Annotated in this window: 15 protein-coding genes; 9 read left to right on the forward strand and 6 right to left on the reverse strand. The window is 62.8% G+C overall.

Annotated elements, in window-relative coordinates:
• The first annotated feature begins 474 nt into the window (after positions 1-474).
• Genes ACJ8PN_RS11955 through ACJ8PN_RS11975 form a run of 5 tightly spaced genes read left to right on the forward strand, consistent with a single transcriptional unit; the run spans position 475 to position 5,853 of the window.
• Positions 475-882 (forward strand): ExbD/TolR family protein, encoded by a 408-nt coding sequence (locus tag ACJ8PN_RS11955; protein WP_021504179.1) that lies wholly within the window; start codon positions 475-477, stop codon positions 880-882.
• A gap of 1 nt (position 883) precedes the next feature.
• Complete coding sequence (locus ACJ8PN_RS11960; RefSeq protein ID WP_033636946.1) at positions 884-1,630, forward strand: energy transducer TonB family protein; 747 nt, start codon at positions 884-886, stop codon at positions 1,628-1,630.
• Between the two features lie 39 nt (positions 1,631-1,669).
• On the forward strand, positions 1,670-3,913 hold the full coding sequence (locus ACJ8PN_RS11965) for a TonB-dependent receptor family protein (RefSeq protein WP_131165174.1): 2,244 nt from the start codon (positions 1,670-1,672) through the stop codon (positions 3,911-3,913).
• Positions 3,914-3,959: 46 nt separating this feature from the next.
• The gene (locus tag ACJ8PN_RS11970) at positions 3,960-4,610 is read left to right on the forward strand and encodes a MotA/TolQ/ExbB proton channel family protein (protein WP_016929215.1); all 651 of its coding nucleotides are present in this window, start codon (positions 3,960-3,962) and stop codon (positions 4,608-4,610) included.
• Positions 4,603-5,853 (forward strand): phospholipase D-like domain-containing protein, encoded by a 1,251-nt coding sequence (locus ACJ8PN_RS11975; protein WP_442534968.1) that lies wholly within the window; start codon positions 4,603-4,605, stop codon positions 5,851-5,853. Before ACJ8PN_RS11970 ends, ACJ8PN_RS11975 begins: the two co-directional genes overlap by 8 nt.
• A gap of 34 nt (positions 5,854-5,887) precedes the next feature.
• Here ACJ8PN_RS11975 and ACJ8PN_RS11980 read toward each other — a convergent pair whose 3' ends face one another.
• From ACJ8PN_RS11980 to ACJ8PN_RS11995, 4 genes are all read right to left on the reverse strand, one after another.
• On the reverse strand, positions 5,888-6,997 hold the full coding sequence (locus tag ACJ8PN_RS11980; RefSeq protein ID WP_085337486.1) for a DmpA family aminopeptidase: 1,110 nt from the start codon (positions 6,995-6,997) through the stop codon (positions 5,888-5,890).
• 2 nt (positions 6,998-6,999) lie between these two features.
• Positions 7,000-8,376 (reverse strand): APC family permease, encoded by a 1,377-nt coding sequence (locus ACJ8PN_RS11985; RefSeq protein WP_171453264.1) that lies wholly within the window; start codon positions 8,374-8,376, stop codon positions 7,000-7,002.
• Between the two features lie 125 nt (positions 8,377-8,501).
• Entirely contained in the window at positions 8,502-10,010 is a 1,509-nt protein-coding gene (locus tag ACJ8PN_RS11990) for a CoA-acylating methylmalonate-semialdehyde dehydrogenase (protein ID WP_442534969.1), read from the reverse strand.
• A gap of 10 nt (positions 10,011-10,020) precedes the next feature.
• The gene (locus ACJ8PN_RS11995) at positions 10,021-11,361 is read right to left on the reverse strand and encodes an aspartate aminotransferase family protein (protein ID WP_033645668.1); all 1,341 of its coding nucleotides are present in this window, start codon (positions 11,359-11,361) and stop codon (positions 10,021-10,023) included.
• A gap of 135 nt (positions 11,362-11,496) precedes the next feature.
• On the opposite strand from ACJ8PN_RS11995, the gene ACJ8PN_RS12000 reads away from it, so the two are divergent.
• Positions 11,497-12,426: a LysR family transcriptional regulator gene (locus ACJ8PN_RS12000; RefSeq protein WP_004933224.1), complete on the forward strand. Its 930-nt coding sequence runs from the start codon at positions 11,497-11,499 to the stop codon at positions 12,424-12,426.
• 258 nt (positions 12,427-12,684) lie between these two features.
• On the opposite strand, the gene ACJ8PN_RS12005 is transcribed toward ACJ8PN_RS12000, so the two are convergent.
• Positions 12,685-13,812 (reverse strand): iron-containing alcohol dehydrogenase, encoded by a 1,128-nt coding sequence (locus ACJ8PN_RS12005; protein ID WP_129993823.1) that lies wholly within the window; start codon positions 13,810-13,812, stop codon positions 12,685-12,687.
• A 229-nt stretch (positions 13,813-14,041) separates the two neighbouring features.
• Here ACJ8PN_RS12005 and ACJ8PN_RS12010 point away from each other — a divergent pair, with 229 nt between their 5' ends.
• The 3 genes from ACJ8PN_RS12010 to ACJ8PN_RS12020 all read left to right on the forward strand — a co-directional run bounded on the left by ACJ8PN_RS12010 (position 14,042) and on the right by ACJ8PN_RS12020 (position 16,587).
• A complete protein-coding gene (locus ACJ8PN_RS12010; protein ID WP_171453267.1) occupies positions 14,042-14,800 on the forward strand; it encodes a helix-turn-helix transcriptional regulator in 759 nt (252 codons plus the stop codon).
• Between the two features lie 101 nt (positions 14,801-14,901).
• Positions 14,902-16,203, forward strand: coding sequence for an NAD(P)/FAD-dependent oxidoreductase (locus tag ACJ8PN_RS12015; RefSeq protein WP_015376516.1), 1,302 nt, complete (start codon positions 14,902-14,904; stop codon positions 16,201-16,203).
• An 18-nt stretch (positions 16,204-16,221) separates the two neighbouring features.
• On the forward strand, positions 16,222-16,587 hold the full coding sequence (locus ACJ8PN_RS12020; protein ID WP_004933207.1) for a cupin domain-containing protein: 366 nt from the start codon (positions 16,222-16,224) through the stop codon (positions 16,585-16,587).
• 46 nt (positions 16,588-16,633) lie between these two features.
• On the opposite strand, the gene ACJ8PN_RS12025 is transcribed toward ACJ8PN_RS12020, so the two are convergent.
• Positions 16,634-17,440, reverse strand: a complete 807-nt coding sequence (locus ACJ8PN_RS12025) for an alpha/beta hydrolase (protein WP_351107482.1) — start codon at positions 17,438-17,440, stop codon at positions 16,634-16,636.
• Between the last annotated feature and the right edge of the window lie 62 nt (positions 17,441-17,502).

Consider the following 17,502-nt stretch of genomic DNA (forward strand, 5'->3'; position numbering starts at 1 on the left):
AAAAGGGTGACTTAGTGGGTTTAATTAAATTCTAAAATAACGCCGTAGCGCCATTTCACTTTAAAAATATAACGACTGCCATTTGATTGGCAATATTCAATTCAATGAAGGGTGTTTTTTGGTTAAATATAGTCGCATTTATTTTTGGCGAGTGTTTTAAAGAGGGGGATTGGGAATTTTCTTGGGAAAAATAGCAGGTATCGCTGGGAGGTGAGAAGCAAAGCCGCCACCGGTTGGCGCAGCTTGTCACTATTTTCACATTTATTGTCTCGTCATTCGCATGGTGTTAGGCCCACATTGCAATTATTCCATTAAAAACTATCGCTAATTAATGAGTTATATCTCCGCATTTATTGCCCGCCATTGAAAAAATTCTCGCAAAAAATCTCCGCTGTGAAAATAAGATCACACAAGCGTAACAAAAGGTAAACAAACCCCTCCTATATTGGCTGCTTCGCTTTTGGAGGGAGTGTCATGCGTAACTGGAACGAACCGAAAAAGAACAAAGCGCACATCGAACTGATCCCGATGATCGACGTGATGATGTTTTTATTGGTGTTTTTCGTCTTGATCAGCCTGAACGTCATTCCGGCGCTCGGGCTGAAAACGCAGTTGCCGTCCGCCGGCAGCGCGCAACAGCTGAAACCGCAGAAGAAAGCGATCATCACGCTGGGGGCCGACGAACAGCTGCAGCTGGATGGCCAGCCGATCGCGCTCGACGCGTTGGTCACGACGCTCAAGCAACAGCAGCAGGCCAACCAGACCACCACCATCATCGTCAACAGCGATAAAGGCGTGGCGGTCGAGCGGCTGGTGGCGGTCATGGACAACCTGCGCCAGGGCGGTTTCTTCTCCGTCTCCATCGCGACACGGAAGCTGTGACATGTATCTGCTCTATCGCTCACGTCATCTTTTCAGCTGGTTGCCGGCGCTGATTGTCGCCGGTTGCCTGCTGTTCGCCAGCCAACAGGCGGCGCTGAAGATCCAGCCGCGCTACGACGAAACCGCCATTGAACTGGCGCTGGTGGAACCTGAACCGGCGCCGGAACCCCAACCGGAAACGCCGCCGGAGCCTCAGCCCGAACCGCCGCCGCCCGAGCCGGAGCCGATCCCCGAACCGGTGGTGCCGGCGCCGGAACCGATCGTGGAAGCCAAGCCGGTGCCGAAGCCACAGCCAAAGCCCAAACCCAAACCGGTGAAAGAGAAAGCCAAACCGGTAGAGAAACCTAAACCGACGCCGGCGCCCGCCGCACCGCGCGCGCTGGTCAGCAAACCGGCGGCGCAGCCCGCACCGGCCGCCCCCGCAGCGCCGAAGGTGAACGCGCAGGCGATAGAAAACGGCTATCTGCTGGCCTTGCGCCGTGAGCTGGAACAGCGCAAGCGCTACCCGAGCGGGCGGCAGGCCTCGCTCGAACGCCCGCAGGGCAACGTCGAGGTGTGGCTGGAGGTCGATCGCAGCGGGCGGGTGCTCTCTTCCGGCATCGCCAACAAGGCCGCCAGCATGCTGCTGAACCGCGCGGCGATGAGCAGCCTGCAAAGCATCAGTTCAGTAAAGCCGTTCCCGAGCGAGGCGTTCGCCGGGCAAACAACCAAAAGATTTACCGCGACGTTCAATTATCAGGCGCCTTAGCGCAAGGGTTAATCGTTTGATTTTTAAGGGATGCACACCATGAAATCGTTTAATCGTTCTGGGATCTATCTGGCGGTGATGTCGGCGATGCTGCCGGGCGCCGCGCTGGCGGCCGACGCCACCGATGTCGGCACCATCAGCGTCAAGGGGCAGTCGCTCGGCGGCGGCATGATGGTGCAGGACGACAGCGCCAAGGCGCGCTCCACCGTCACCAAAGAGGCGATGGACAAAATGCCGTCGGCGGCCAACGCCATCGATAAACTGAAATACACGCCGGGCCTGAACGTCAACAGCAACGACGCCAGCGGCCTGAGCGGCGTGGACTACACCATGCGCGGCATGAACTCGGATCAGATCGGCCTGTCGATGGACGGCATCCCGATCAACGACTCCGGCAACTACGCGGTCTACCCGAACCTGCTGGGCGACGCGGAAAACCTGGAGGAGGTGTTCGTCACCCAGGGGTCTTCCGAAGCGGACGGCCCGCACATCGGCTCCAGCGGCGGCAACATCGGCCTGGTGACGCGCCGCCCGGCGAAAGACTTCGGCGGTTTCGTCAAGCAGACGCTGGGCAGCAACAGCCTGAGCAAAACCTTCGCCCGCCTGGAGACCGGCGAGTACAACGGCTTCAGCAACTGGCTCTCCTATTCGCACACCGAGGCGAAGAAATGGCGCGGCGAGGGGCGGCTGTACTCCGACAAGTTCGAGATGAACTCGCTGTATGAAGACGGCAACGGCAACAGCAGCAATCTGGTGATGAAGTACAACCGCCAGAACAACACCAACTACAACACCCTGAGCAAGGCGCAGTTCCAAAACGACGGCCGTGACACCGATTATGTCACCTCGCCGGAGTACAACAGCAAAGGGCAGTTGAACAAGTATTACAAGATTGAACGCAACCCGTTCGAGAACTTTACGCTGTCGTTCACCCAGAAACTGCAGCTGCGCGACAACCTGTCGCTGACCCTGCAGCCGTATTACTACTGGGGCAACGGCGGCAGCTTCAACGGCCAGACGGCGTCGGTATTGTCCAGCACGTCGGACAGAGCCGGGCAGTATGACCTCAGCAACCTGCAGTCCAACACCTATTACCGCCCGTCGTGGACCCAAACCTGGCGGCCGGGCATCACCACCAAGCTGAAGTGGGACATTAACGATCAGCACAGCCTGGACGTCGGTTATTGGTACGAGCGCGCGCGCCAACTGCAGACTCAGCCGTTCATCAGCATCAAGGGCGACGGCAACCCGTCACAGATTTGGGGGAAACCCGGCGGTTCCGATCAGGTGAAGGACGCCAACGGCAACACCGTGCAGGGGCGCAACCAGTACACCATCACCCCGGCACAGAAAGTGTGGCTGCAGGACACCTGGTTTGCCACGCCGGACTGGACCTTCGTCGGCGGCCTGGCCTATCAGTACGTGGAGCGCAAAGGGGACAACCGCGGCAGCCTGTACAACGTGCCGGAGAAGCGCAAAGCCACCTATCACGAATTCCTGCCGAACTTCAGCGCCAGCTATAAGGTGAACCAGGAAAACCAGGTGTTCTACAACCTGACGCGCAACATGCGCACGCCGCCCAACTACGTGCTGTACAACGTCGGCGACTCGCTCAGCACCAAGCCGGAGCTGAGCTGGAACCACGAACTGGGCTGGCGTTTCCAGCAAGAGGACATGCTGCTGAGCGCCACGCTGTTCTACATGCGCTACAGCGATCGCCAAATCTCCACCACCAACGCGGCCGGCGACTACGAGATGATGAACATCGGCAACGTGGAGAACAAAGGGCTGGAGCTGGAGTGGAGCGGCCAACTGCCGCATAACTTCAATTACTACACCTCTTATACCTATACCCAATCGAAGCAGAAGAACGACATCGTCAGCAACGGCGGGCAGCCGCTGCCGACCTCCGGCAAAGAGGTGCCGAACGTGCCGAAAAACCTGCTGAACATGACGTTGGGTTATGACGATGGGCTGTATTACGGCAGCGTCAGCGGCAAGTACGTCAGCGCATTCTACGGCGATTTGACCAACGACGAGAAGATCGGCGGCCGCACGGTGTTCGATCTGGCGGCGGGGGTGCATCTGCCGGTGGACAAGAAAATCGTCAAAAGCGCCGCGCTGCGCTTTGGCATCAGCAACCTGTTTGACAAGGAATACCTGACCTCGGTGCGCACCACCACCTTCAACGCGGCGCCCTACGGCGGCGTGAAGGCCAGCACCCCGTATTACAACGTCGGCGAAGAACGCACCTTCAGCGTCTCGCTGGAAGCCACCTTTTAACTGAATGCCCCGCCGCCTGCCCGGCGGCGGGGAAGAGGAACCCTGTATGGACGCCAATCTGTTGCACGACATTATTTTCTACGTGATGTACGCCGCGCTGGCGATCGCGCTGGTGATCATCATCGAACGCACGCTGTACTTCGCCTATACCCAGCGCCAGGCGCGCCGGCTGGAGCAGGCGCTGACGCCGGAGGTGCGCCGCGCGGCCGATCTGCCGGACGCGCTGACCCAGCGCAACAGCCTGCCGATGGCGGTGATCGCGCCGGTGCTGGCGCAGAAACACCGCGCCGGCGATCGCGAGGCGATCGGCGATCTGATCGACGCCCAGTACTTGCTGAGCAAGCCGCCGATGGCGCGCGGCCTATGGCTGCTGGAAACCGTGGTCACCGCCGCGCCGTTGCTGGGGCTGCTCGGCACGGTGATGGGGATCATCGAAACCTTCAAGGCGCTGGCCGCCTCGGGCGTCTCCGAGCCGAGCCTGGTGTCGGCCGGGATGGGCACCGCGCTGTACGCCACTGGTCTCGGCATCGCCATCGCGCTGCTGTGCCTGGTGGCCAACAACTTCCTGCAGAGCCGCATGGAGCGCATCAACGAGCTGCTGAAGGTGCTGCTGATCCGCGCCGGTCAACCGGCCAGCCGCCCGGAGAGCGGCAGCGGCGAACAATGGGTTGACAGCGGGGCGCCGCGCTATGCCTAATGGCCATCCAACACGGCGGCCGTTCGGCCGCCTTTATACGGCATTGTGGAGCGGTTGTTTGTTGATGTTGAGCCAGAGCGCTGCGGCGCGTTTTGCGATTCCCGGTTACGAGCTGGTGTATACCGCGCCGGTGGAAACTGCGCTGCAGGCCGACGACCTGCGCAACACCGCCGAGGTGTGGCGCGAGATGTTCGATGCGGCGAAAACCCGCATCGACCTGGGGCAGTTTTACGTGGCGAATCAGGACGGTTCGCTGCTGGACGGCGTGCTGCAGCGCCTGAAGGCGGCCGGTGAGCGCGGGGTGAAAATCCGCTTCCTGCTGGAGGAGAAAGGCATCCGCAACTCCACCGCCGAGACGCTGGAACAGCTGAAGGCGATCCCCAATCTGGAGCTGCGCATCATTCCTTACCAGAAGCTGAGCGGCGGCATCCTGCACGCCAAGTATCTGCTGGTGGACGGCGAACAGGCGTTTGTCGGCAGCCAGAACTTCGACTGGCGAGCGTTGGAGCATATTCACGAAACCGGGCTGCGCATCAGCGACGCCAGGGTGGTGGGGCAGATCCAGGCGATCTTCGAACAGGACTGGCAGGCGCAGGCGCTGCTGGCGCAGGATAAGCCGGTGCCGGCGCTGCCCGATGCGCCGCCGACCGCGCCCCCGCAGGACAACTATCTGGTGGCCAGCCCGCGCGCCTACAATCCGGCGGGCGTGCTCGATTCGCAGGCCGAGCTGCCGCGCCTGCTGGCCAACGCCAAACGGCGGGTGCGGGTGCAGGTGATGGACTACGCGCCGCTGTCGTTCGGCCCGGAGCGCAGCCGCCCCTTCTATGCGGTGATCGACAACGCGCTGCGCAGCGCGGCGGCGCGCGGCGTGCAGATCGAGCTGATGGTGGCCAACTGGAACACCAAAAAGCCGGATATCGCCTGGCTGAAGAGCCTGGCGCTGGTGCCGAACGTGCAGATCAAGGTGGTGACCATTCCGCCGGCCAGCAGTGGCTTCATCCCGTTTGCCCGGGTGATCCACAGCAAGCTGATGACCATCGACGATGAGATTGCCTGGGTGGGCACCAGCAACTGGACCGGCGGCTATCTGGACAACTCGCGCAATCTGGAGCTGGTGCTGCGCAGCGCGGCGATGAGCGGGCGGTTGGACCAGCTGTACCAACAGCTGTGGAACAGCGTCTATGCCGAACCGTTGAAGCTGGATTACGACTATCCGACGCCCAAGCCAGGCGGCGAACCCTGATTATCAGGGCGTGGCTACCCCCGCGCCCTGTTTTTTACCGCCGCCAGCCGGCTTTCTCCAGTGCCGTCACCAGCTGCTCGGCGCTCAATCCTTCCGCCCGGTAGCCGTTGCCGCTGACGCTATTGGCCGCCAGCAGCGCATTGACGATCGCCTCTTCCACCGCTTCCGCCGCCGCGGCGAACAGCGCCGAAATATAGTCGTTGTTTACCATGCGCAGTGGCGTGGTGAAGGCGCCTTTATTGGCGTAGTCAGCGGGCGGCAGGCCGTCGTTGCCGGTGGCGAAGGCGATAAAGATATCGCCGCTCGAATCTTCGGTGCCGCCGCCGGTGCGGGCGATGCCGATGCTGGCGCGCTGCGCCAGGCGCGCGCACTGGTGCGGCAACAGCGGCGCGTCGGTCGCCAGCGCCACCACGATGGAGCCCATGCCGGGATGCGGCAGCTGCGGCGTGAACGGCGAGGGGATATGCCCCAGATGGCGGCCCACCGGGTAACCGCCCACCAGCAGCGACTCGCGCTTGCCGTGGTTGGCCTGCACGATGGCGCCCACCGTCCAGCCGCCCTGATCGGCGGGCAAGCGGCGCGATGCGGTGCCGCTGCCGCCTTTGAATTCATGGCAGATCATGCCGCTGCCACCGCCGACCGCGCCTTCCTGCGGCAAGCCGCCACGGGCCGCCTGCTGCGCCTGGCGCACGTGCTCGGCCTTGACGTGAAAGCCGTTGATGTCGTTGAGCAGGCCATCGAAGGTTTCCATCACCACCGGCATATTCCAGTACACCGCGTTGTCGCTCGCGGGCAGCGCTTCGCGTTCCAGCGCGATCAGCGCATCGCGCACCACGCCCACGCTGTGGGTGTTGGTGAAGGCGATCGGGCTGGTCAGCAGCCCCGCTTCACGCACCCATTCCAGGCCGGTGGCGTCGCCGTTGCCGTTCAGCACGTGCACGCCGGCGAAGCAGGGGGCGTGGCGGGCGGAGCCGGGGCGCGGTTCGATCACCGTCACGCCGGTGCGTACGCTGCGCCCGTCCGCCAAATCGGCATGAAGGCTGGCATGGCCGACGCGCACGCCGGGCACGTCGGTGATGGCGTTCAGCGGGCCGGGCGTGCCCTGGCCGATGATAATGCCCAGATCCTGAGCGCGCTGCGTCATGGTTATTCTCCTTCTATTGAGGGGGCGGCGAGGGGCGCCGTCTGGCGGCCGCGCAGATGGTTCAGCGCCAGCCCGAAGCCGATGATGCCGGCAATGATAATAAAGTCTTTCAGGCTGCTGGCGATCAAAATCGTCCACAGCACGTACAGGCAGCACAGCAGCGCCGCCACCACCGGCAGCGGCCACAGCGGCATCAGGTACGGGTGATGGAAGTGGCGGCGACGGCGGCTGATCAGCGCCGCCACCGCCATGATGGTGTACACCAGCAGCAGCAGGATCACGGTGAACGAGGTCAGCGATTCGAGATCGGAGCAAAACGCCAGCAGCGCCGAGGGCACGCCGAACAGCAGGGTGGCGATCCAGGGGGTGCCGAAGCGCGGGTGGATGATTTTCAGCGCCCGGTTGAACGCCGGCAGCCAGAAACCGTCGCGCCCGCTGGCGAACATCATGCGGCTGAACTGCGCCACGATGGCGATGATGGCGTTGAACACCGACAGATAAATCGCGCCGCTTACCACCCGCGCCAGCGTCGGGCCGCCGAGCTCGGTGACCACATAGCCGACCGGATCGGCCTGTTTGGCCATCTCCGCCAGCGACGGCGAGCCGATCAGCAGGGCGGTGAACGGCACCAGCTCCACCAGCACCACGATGACCAGCGTCAGCATGATCGCGATCGCCATCGGTTTGCCCTGTTCGCGCATGTCTTCCGCCATGTACACCGCCGCGCCGTAGCCGTTGTAGGAGAACAGCGCGACCCCGACCATGGCGACGATCAGCGGCAGCGACACCGGCGCCAGGCTGCCCTGCGCGTCCAGCATCACCGGCGCGGTGAGGATCTCCGCGCTTTGATGCGGATGGCTGAAACCGAGCCAGGCGATCAGCGCCAGCACCGCCACTTCCACCACCAGAAAGGCGCCGGTCAGCAGGGCGTTGGCCTTGATGTTGAAAATGGCGCAGGCGCCGCCGATCAGCACGGTGATCATGCCGGCGGTGGAGGCGTCGAATGAGGTGCCCAGCGCGGTATTCAGATAGGGCACGGCGCCGGTGGCCAGCACCGCCGGCACGAACAGCGCGGCGCTGAGAATAAACAGATAGGTCTGCAACCCGCACAGGGTGCCGAACAGGCGTTTGATAATGCTGTATTCGCCGCCGGCGCTGGGGTGCGCGGCGCCGAGCTCGGCATAGCACAGCGCGATGGTGGCGGCGACGCAGGCGGCGATCAGAAACGACAGAAAGGCGCCGCTGCCGGCGCTGGCGATCGCCAGCGGCGCGATGACGAAGATCGAGCTGGCCGGCGTCACGCCGGACGCGGTAATCATCACCACGTCGAGGACGCTGAGATTGCCTTTGAAAGTGTGTTCAGGGGCGGACTCTTGCATGGTTAACGACTCCATTAACGTGTGAGTGAGTAATTGTTTTGCTGCACAGGCTGTACGCAGAAATCAAATGGAGCGCGCGAAATGCCGGGGAGCTTTGCTCCCCGGAAGTTTATTGTTCTTATGTGTTACCCCTGCCCCGACGGGAAGCTGAAGCTGGCGCGCCGGGCGTCGCCGGAGGCCGGCCAGCGCTGGGTCACGGTTTTGCGTTTGGTGTAGAACCTGACCGCGTCCGGGCCGTAGGCGTGCAGATCGCCGAACAGCGAGCGCTTCCAGCCGCCGAACGAGTGGTAGGCCACAGGCACCGGCAGCGCCACGTTGATCCCCACCATGCCGACCTGAATGCGGCTGGAGAAGTAACGCGCCGCTTCGCCGTCGCGGGTGAACAGGCAGGTGCCGTTGCCGTATTCGTGGGCGTCGATCAAGGCCATCGCCTCTTGCAGCGACGCCGCGCGCACCACGCCGAGCACCGGGCCGAAGATCTCTTCCTGATAGATGCGCATGCCGGGCGTCACGCGATCGAACAGCGTCGGGCCGAGGAAATACCCCTGGCTGGGGCGGCCGTCGGCGCCGATCACGCGCAGTTCGCGGCCGTCCACCAGCAGCTCGGCGCCTTCGGCCACGCCTTGATCGATATAGCCTTTCACCTTCTGATAATGCTGTTGGGTCACCAGCGGCCCCATGTCGTTGCGGTTGTCGCTGCCGGGGCCGACGCGCATGGCGGCCATCTGTTGCCTCAGCCCGGCGATCAGCGCGTCGGCGGTGCCGTCGCCCACCGCCACTACCAGCGGGATGGCCATGCAGCGCTGGCCGCAGGAGCCGAAGGCTGCGCCCATCAGCGCGCCGACCGCGCCGGGGATATCGGCGTCCGGCAGCACCACCGCATGGTTCTTGGCGCCGCCCAGCGCCTGCACCCGTTTGTTCTGCGCGCAGCCGGTGTGATAAATGTGTTCCGCCACCGGCGTCGAACCGACGAAGCTGATTGCTTTGACGCGTTCGTCATGCAGCAGCGTCTCCACCGCTTCGCGATCGCCGTTGACCACGTTGAGCACCCCCGGCGGCAGCCCGGCTTCCGCTGCCAGCCGCGCGATATACAGCGCGGCGGAAGGGACGCGCTCGGAAGGCTTCAGCACGAAGGTGTTGCCGCAGGCGACCGCCATCGGCCACATCCACAGCGGCACCATCGCCGGGAAGTTGAACGGTGTGATGCCCGCCACCACTCCCAGCGGTTGAAACTCGCTCCAGCTGTCGATGCCTGGGCCGGCCTCTTTGCTGTGTTCGCCTTTCAGCAGTTCCGGCACATAGCCGGCGTATTCGATATTCTCGATGCCGCGCTGCAGTTCGCCCAGGGCGTCGCTGAGCACTTTGCCGTGCTCGGCGGTGATCAATTGGCAGACGGCGTCGGCATGCTGCTCCAGCAGATCCTTGAGCTTCATCATGATGCGCGCGCGTTTCAGCGGCGGGGTATCGCGCCAGGCGGGATAGGCCTGTTCGGCGGCGGCGATGGCGCGCTCCACCGTGGCGCGGTCGGCCAGCTGTACCTCCTGCGCCGATTGGCCGGTGGCCGGGTCGTAAACCGGCTGGCTGCGTTCGCCGCCGGCGGCGGGTTCGCCGTTGATCCAATGGGTAATGGCCATGGTTATCTCCTTATTCTGTGGCGTTGAGGGCGTCGCCGACGGCGTTGATCAGCGCGTCGATCTGCGCTTCGCTGCTGATGAACGGCGGCGCCAACTGCAGGGTGTCGCCGCCGTAGCGCACGTAAAATCCGCTTTCCCAGCAGCGCATCGCCGCCTCGAAGGGGCGCCGCGCCGGTTCGCCGGGCCGCGCCGCCAGCGTGATGCCGGCCGCCAGGCCGATATTGCGAATGTCGGCGACGTGTTTGGCCCCTTGCAGGCTGTGCACCGCGCGCTCGAAATAGGGTGCCAGCGCCTGCACGCGCTCCACCATCTGTTCACGCTGCAGGATGTCCAGCGTCGCCAGCGCGACCGCGCAGCTGACCGGATGGGCGGAGTAGGTGTAGCCGTGCGGGAATTCGAGCTGGTAGTCCGGCTCGCCGCCGTTCATGAAGGTGCGGTAGATCTCCGGCCGCACCACCACCGCGCCCATCGGCTGCGCGCCGTTGGTCACCTGTTTGGCGATGTTCATGATGTCCGGCGTGACGCCGAACGCCTCGGCGCCGGTCATCGCGCCGCAGCGGCCGAAGGCGGTGATCACTTCGTCGAAGATCAGCAGAATGTCATGCTGGGTGCAGATCTCGCGCAGGCGCTGCAGATAGCCGACCGGCGGCACGATCACCCCGGCGGAGCCTGAGAAAGGTTCGACGATCACCGCGGCGATCGTCGAGGCGTCGCGCAGCGCGATGATGCGGCTGAGCTCATCCGCCAGCTCCGCCCCCTGTTGCGGCATGCCGCGCGAAAAGGCGTTGCCGGCCAGCAGGGTGTGCGGCAGGTGATCCGCCTCGGCGCCGGCGCCGAACGTCTTGCGGTTGCCGGCGATGCCGCCGACTGAGATACCGCCGAAGTTAACGCCGTGGTAGCCCTTTTCCCGGCCTATAAAGCAGGTTTTGCCCGCCTGGCCTTTGGCGCGCCAGTAAGCGCGCGCCATTTTCAGCGAGGTGTCCGCCGCTTCCGAGCCGGAGCCGGTGAAGAACACGTAATCCAGCCCCGCCGGCGTCATCGCTTTGATTTTGTTGGCTAGCTCGAACGACAGCGGGTGGCCGAACTGAAACGCCGGCGAGTAATCCAGCGTCGCCAGTTGGCGCTGGGCGGCGTCGGTGATTTCCTGCCGGCCGTGCCCCAATCCGCAGCACCACAATCCGGACAGGCCGTCGAAAATCTTTCTGCCGTCGTGGCTGGTGTAATACGCCCCTGCGGCCTGAGTAATGATGCGCGGCTGCGCTTTAAAATTGCGGTTGCCGGTAAAAGGCATCCAATGGGCTTCTAACCCTGCGGCATCGAGACGATTAAGCGAATAATTTTCAGCGGCCATGTTTTCCTCCGGGCAGGAAAATAAGTGCGATTAATTAAATAAAATGAGTTGTTAACGAATTGTTGTGCGAAATTGACTATGTACCGCTTGTTCTCTACTGTGAATAATCATATGTCGAAACTTACTTAAGGTTTTATGCAAGTAAAAAAGCGCGCGTTGCTGGGACAATTGTCGGATATGGATCTGCGTTTGCTGCGGGTATTCAAGGCCGTGGTCGACTGCGGCGGCATGAGCGCCGCCGAACTGGAGCTGAACATCAGCCTGTCGACCATCAGCAAGCACATCAAGGATCTGGAGCAGCGGCTGGGCCTGACGCTGTGCCAGCGCGGGCGCGAGGGCTTTGCGGTCACCGACGAGGGGCTGATTATCTACCAGGAAACCGTCAACCTGCTGGCGGCCACCGAGGCGTTCCGGCGCGGGGTGGACGAGGTGCACCAGCGCATGGGCGGGCAGCTGCACGTGGCGATATTCGACCATACGGTCAGTAATCCGCAGGCGCAGATCGGCCGGGCCATCGCGTTATTCAGCGAGCGCGCGCCGGAGGTTTCTTTGCAAATGTATGTGGAGCCGATTAATACCATTGAACGCGGCGTTATTGACGGGCAATTTCAGGTTGGGGTTATTCCCATGCACCGCAGCGCGGAAAGTTTATCTTATCATTCGTTATTCAGTGAGAGGATGTTCTTATATTGCGGCGCACAGCATGAATTATTTTCCGGCCCCCATGAAACATTAAATTGGGATCTGCTGCACAATTATGCCTTCGCCGGATTAGGCTATCATTCGCCGAATATGGAACTGAGCCTGCAGCAACATTTGCATCGCAAGGCGACGGGGTTTGCGCAGGAGTCGATAGCGACGTTAATTCTGTCCGGCAAATACGTCGGCTTTCTGCCGGATCACTACGCGGCGTTTTTTGTGGCGCAGAACCTGATGCGGGCGATCAAACCGGCGCTGTTCCGCTATCACTGCGAATACTCCAGCGTGCTGCGCCGCTCGCCGGTGCCGCAGCGGGTGGTGAAGCTGTTCCATGAGTGCCTGCTGGCGGCTCACGGAACAGCGTGACGCTTACCGTTCTTTCTTCTTGCCGAAGATTCTGATCAGCGCGCCGACCAGGATGCCGACCGCGATGCCGGCGAAGATCCAGCCGATGATGCCCATTTCCTTACTCCTGCTAGTGCGTTGATCTGATTATACCCGTCATACTTGAAACTGCATCTGTGTTGGCTGCGAGTGCGTACGCCAGTCACTTACTTGAGTAAGCTCCTGGCGAGCCGCCTCTTGCCGCCGGGATGCAGCTCCAACTATTTAGGGTAGATATCATCATTCGACGCGAAACGCCTCTTCGATCATCCGTTGCCGCTGCGCCGGCGCATAGTCGATCCAGGAATTCTTGCTGTTGGATTTCTCCAGCGCCACCGCCAATTCCTGGCCGGAAATCGGCAAATCGTCCTGCCAGAACGGCGCGATGGCGTGACGGGTGATGAAATCGGTCAGGTAGCTCTCCGGGCTGCCCTGCCAGTGCGGGTACAGGCGCGCGGCCAGCTCGGCCATCAGCGCGCGCTGCTGCGGCTGTTCGCTGCTTTCCAGCAGGGCAAGGAACGGCAGCAGCAGGCGGCCGCAGACCTGGCCGTGATGGTAGTCGCGCAGCGCGCCGATCTCGCCGGCGATGCCGTGAATGACCCCCAGCCCGGCGGCGCTCAGCGTCAGCCCGCCGAGGTAGGAAGCCTGCATAATCGCTTCGCGCGCCGCGTCGCTGCGGTTGAGCGCCGGCCAGGCGGCGAGGAAGTGGCGGATGCCGCTCAGCGACATGTCGCGCGTCATGGCGCCGGCGGTTTTCGACAGATAGGCTTCGAACAGGTGGGTGAAGGCGTCGATGGCGCAGTAGGCCAGCACCTTGTCCGGGGCGCCCGCCAGCAGCTGCGGATCGAGAATGGCGGTGTGCGGCACGAAGTTATTGTGGCGCAGCGAGGCCTTCACTTTGCTGACCTGGGTGTCGGTGATCACTGCGTTCTGCGTCACCTCGCTGCCGGTGCCGGCGGTGGTGGGAATAGCGATCAGCGGCAGGGTGGCGCCGCTGATTTTGCTGTCGCCCACCTTTTCCATATAGCGCAGCGTTGGCAGCGGGTGCTCAACCAGCGCGGAGAACGCCTTGGCGGCGTCCAGCACGCTGCCGCCGCCGATGGCCACCACGCGCCGCGCCTGGCCGCGCCAGCGCGCCACCCAGGCATCGATTTCCTGCGGCGACGCCTCGTGGCTGACGATTTCGGTGCCGATGAACAGCGGTGCCAGCGCTTCGCGCAGGCCGGCGTACACCGGACCGTTGAGAAAAGAGCGGCAGCTGAACAGCAGCGTCGGCTGCGGATCGGCCAGCAGCAGCGGCGGCAGCTGCTGGATGCTGCCATGGCCGAACCAGGTCTGGCGGTTGGCGATGATATGGCTGACGGACATGAGGTCTCCTTGACGGCGTTGCGGGGCGCGATGCCACAGCATAAGCCAGCGGGCGCGGAGCGGCCACCGCTTTCCCCGCCGCGGCAACCTGTGAGTTGTTTAACATGTAAACGATCTCGTTCTTGCATTTCGGCGCGCCGGATGCTTTTTTTAACAGTACCGGCCGTCGTGCGGCCAACCCCATCCGAAATCGGTAGATTGTTAATGTGTTAATAATGGCGAGGCGGGTATGGAAATTCAGGTTGAACGCTTGTCTGCGGTGATCGATGCGGTGGCCAGCCCGCGTTTTTATCCCAGCCTGCTGAACTGGCTGGAAGGGTTTTTCGCCTTCGACAACGCCATCGTCTATGCCTTCGAACGCGGCCGGCCGCCGCGCTGCCTGATCAAAACCGAGCGGGAAAACAGCGACGCGGTCAACCAGATCTACCAGCAGGGCGCCTACCTGCAGGATCCGTTTTACCGCGCGCTGAACGACGGCGGCGAAGGCGAGGTGCTGACGCTGCGTCAGCTGGCACCCTGCGGGTTTTATCACAGCGACTATTACCGTAACTTTTATCGCAAGACCGGCTGGCACGACGAGGCCGGCGTGCTGCTGCAATTGACGCCGGAGCGCGGGCTGGGAGTGTTCTTTGGCTCGGCGCGCCGCACGGTGGCGGTGCGTTACCCGCAGCGGGCGGATCTGCGCAGCGCGCTGATGCTGGTGAAAAGCGTGGCACGGCTGCACGGCGAAGTGGTGGCAGCACCGGCCGAGGCCGACACGGAGAACCACGACGGCGCCCAGGCGCGCTATCTGCTGACGCCGCGCGAGCGCGAGATTGTCGATCTGATCCTCGCCGGCTGCGGTTCGCAGCAGATCGCCGACCGGCTGTTCATCAGCCTCGGCACGGTAAAAAATCACCGCAAGAACATCTACGGCAAGCTGAACATCGGCTCGCAGGCCGAACTGTTCAGCCTGCTGCTGACCGCCCCGCAGCGGCGCAGCGCGTGAATGTTAATTTTTTGTAGCGAATGTCCCTAAGGGGACATAGCGGACAATCCCACGGCTCCCGATAATCCGATGTCATGGCATAGGCAATCGGGAGTGCGGCAGTGAACAACGAAATCGAGTCCTTAACCTACTACGCGGCGACCAAAAAATACGATCTGCGCTTCCCGACGCTGGAAGAGGATCTGGACGTTGACGTGGTGATCATCGGCGGCGGCTTCTCCGGTATCAACACCGCGCTGGAGCTGGCAGAGAAGGGCATCACCAATATCGCCATCCTCGAAGGCCGCTATCTGGGCTACGGCGGCACCGGGCGCAACGGCGGCCAGGTGATGGCCGGCATCGGCCACGATCTGGAGAAGATCAAACGCCACGTCGGCCCGGCCGGGCTGGAAACCATCTTCAAGATCAGCAACCTCGGTGCCGGCATTATCCGCGAGCGCATCAAGAAATATGACATCGACGCCGACTTCTGCTTTGGCTACGGCTATCTCGGCAGCAACGCGCGCCAGGAGAAGACCCTGCGCGGTTGGCTGAAGGAGTTCAGGGCAGTGGCGCCGGAAGAGGAGATCGAGCTTTACACCGGTGCGGAGGTGAAGCAGGTGGTGGGTTCCGACGCCTACACCTGCGCGTTGAAACACATGGGCGGCGGCCACGTGCATTCGCTCAACCTGCTGCTGGGCGAGGCCAAGGCGCTGAGCGGCTACGGGGTGAAAATCTTCGAGAACAGCAGCGTGCTCAACGTGGAATACGGGCCGCGCATCACGGTGCGCACCGCCATGGGCTCGGTGCGCGCCAACAAGATGCTGTGGGCCTGCAACGGCTTCCTCAACGGCATGGAACCGCAGATCTACCGCAAGACCATCAACACCTACGCCTTCCAGCTGGCCACCGAGCCGCTGTCTGACGATCTGATCCGTCAGATCAGTCCGATCCGCGGCGCCTACAGCGACATTCGCCCGGTGATCGACTATTACCGGGTGACCAACGAAAACCGGCTGCTGTTCGGCAGCGCCACTCGCCTGATCGAATATTTCCCGTCGGATCTCAAGGCCTGGAACCGCAACCTGATGCTGAAGGTGTTCCCGTACCTGAAAGACGTGAAGATCGATCTGGCCTGGGGCGGCCCGCTGTGCTGCAGCGCCAACCTGTTCCCGCAGATCGGCACGCTGCCGGATCGCGACAACGTGTTTTACGTGCAGGGCTACTCCGGCTTCGGCGTGACGCCGAGCCACATCGTGTGCAAGGTGCTGGCGGAGGGCATGAGCGAAGGATCCGATCGCTACGATCTGATGAGCTCGATCCCGCACGTCAACATCTTCGGCAAAGACAAGCTGCGGCGGGTGATGACCACCGCCGGTAAGGTTTGGCACCAGACATCCGGCTACTGGAAAGGCCGCCGTTAACCCTCAGAGGAGAATGACATGAAACCGTTACTGCTTAAACAACCGCTGCCGGAACTGCTGGAGATCGGCAGCGTCAGCAACCTGGGCGCCACGGTGATCGCCGGCACGCCAAACGTCGGCGTGGCCAGCATCTTCGGCGAACCGACCGATAACCTGAACTGCGGCGTGTTCAGCTGCACCCGCGGCAGCTTCGTGATGGAGTACCCGTTCGCCGAGCACGCCACGGTGTGGGAAGGCAGCGCCACCCTGACCAACGAACGCACCGGCGAGTCGGTGCACTATCAGGCCGGCGATTCCTGGTTCGTCGAGAAAGGCACTCCGGTGCGTTGGGACATCACCTCGGATCGCTTCGTCAAACACTACCTCGCCATCGTCGAGGGCTGACGCCGTCATGCCCCCCTCAGCAGGCTGAATGCCGAGGGGGAGCGCCTTAACCTAACGCCCGCGCAATAAAGTCGGTTACCCGCTTGAGGATCTGATCCTTATTGGTTTCGTTAAAGCTCTCGTGCCGCCCGCCCGTGTTGATCATCCGTTCGAAATCGTCGCCCCGCAGGCGATCGAGCGCGGTTTGCGTTTCGCTCATCAGTACCAGCCGATCGTCGTCGCCGTGGATCCACAGCGTAGGCAGAGCGCCGAACCCCGGCCCGGCGTTGATGGTGGCGAGGATCCGTTGCATGGCGCGCAGAGTGGGGCGTTTGAACGGCCCGTGCCACACCAGCGGATCTTCCTGATAGGCCACGCCAACCGCCGGATCGCGCGCCAGGGTGGCGGTATCCAGCGGCGCGTCGGGGATCGTCGGCAACTCGGCCAGATCGGAGATCGCCGTTCTGTCGCCGAGCAGCGGGCCGGACAGCACCAATGCGCGCACCTCCTCACCATAACGCTGCACGTAGCGGGTGGCGATCATGCCGCCCATCGAATGGCCGATCACCACCAGCGGCAGCGTCGGATACTGTTGGCGAAGATGCTCGACCACGCGCTGAACGTCGTCGACGACGGCGTCATAATCCTCGATCAGCACGCGCTCGCCCTGCGACAGGCCGTGGCCCAGATGATCGGGGCCGAACACCCGCGCGCCCTGCGCCTGCAGCGTGCGCGCCACGTATTGATAGCGGCCGAGATGCTCGCCGTAGCCGTGTACCAGCAGCGCCAGATAGCGCGGCTTGTCGTTTCCCCAGTCGTGCACGGCGATGTCGCCGTGACGGCCTTTGATAAAGCTGACGGTTTGTTCGGACATGTTATTGTTCTCATGGTGGTAGGGTTGCCCTTCAGCGTAGCGGCTGGCGGCGAGCTTGTCAG

Source organism: Serratia sp. CY76391 (assembly GCF_052166695.1).
GTDB lineage: Bacteria > Pseudomonadota > Gammaproteobacteria > Enterobacterales > Enterobacteriaceae > Serratia > Serratia nematodiphila.

Bases quoted from the DNA above. Each gene is read 5' to 3' on its own strand.
- ACJ8PN_RS12000 (WP_004933224.1), top strand. From the start codon at position 11,497: ATGCAAGTAAAAAAGCGCGCGTTGCTGGGACAATTGTCGGATATGGAT.
- ACJ8PN_RS11970 (WP_016929215.1), top strand. From the start codon at position 3,960: ATGGACGCCAATCTGTTGCACGACATTATTTTCTACGTGATGTACGCC.
- ACJ8PN_RS12010 (WP_171453267.1), top strand. From the start codon at position 14,042: ATGGAAATTCAGGTTGAACGCTTGTCTGCGGTGATCGATGCGGTGGCC.
- ACJ8PN_RS11955 (WP_021504179.1), top strand. From the start codon at position 475: ATGCGTAACTGGAACGAACCGAAAAAGAACAAAGCGCACATCGAACTG.
- ACJ8PN_RS11975 (WP_442534968.1), top strand. From the start codon at position 4,603: ATGCCTAATGGCCATCCAACACGGCGGCCGTTCGGCCGCCTTTATACG.
- ACJ8PN_RS11960 (WP_033636946.1), top strand. From the start codon at position 884: ATGTATCTGCTCTATCGCTCACGTCATCTTTTCAGCTGGTTGCCGGCG.
- ACJ8PN_RS12005 (WP_129993823.1), bottom strand. From the start codon at position 13,812: ATGTCCGTCAGCCATATCATCGCCAACCGCCAGACCTGGTTCGGCCAT.
- ACJ8PN_RS11985 (WP_171453264.1), bottom strand. From the start codon at position 8,376: ATGCAAGAGTCCGCCCCTGAACACACTTTCAAAGGCAATCTCAGCGTC.
- ACJ8PN_RS12020 (WP_004933207.1), top strand. From the start codon at position 16,222: ATGAAACCGTTACTGCTTAAACAACCGCTGCCGGAACTGCTGGAGATC.
- ACJ8PN_RS11990 (WP_442534969.1), bottom strand. From the start codon at position 10,010: ATGGCCATTACCCATTGGATCAACGGCGAACCCGCCGCCGGCGGCGAA.
- ACJ8PN_RS12025 (WP_351107482.1), bottom strand. From the start codon at position 17,440: ATGTCCGAACAAACCGTCAGCTTTATCAAAGGCCGTCACGGCGACATC.
- ACJ8PN_RS11965 (WP_131165174.1), top strand. From the start codon at position 1,670: ATGAAATCGTTTAATCGTTCTGGGATCTATCTGGCGGTGATGTCGGCG.
- ACJ8PN_RS11995 (WP_033645668.1), bottom strand. From the start codon at position 11,361: ATGGCCGCTGAAAATTATTCGCTTAATCGTCTCGATGCCGCAGGGTTA.
- ACJ8PN_RS11980 (WP_085337486.1), bottom strand. From the start codon at position 6,997: ATGACGCAGCGCGCTCAGGATCTGGGCATTATCATCGGCCAGGGCACG.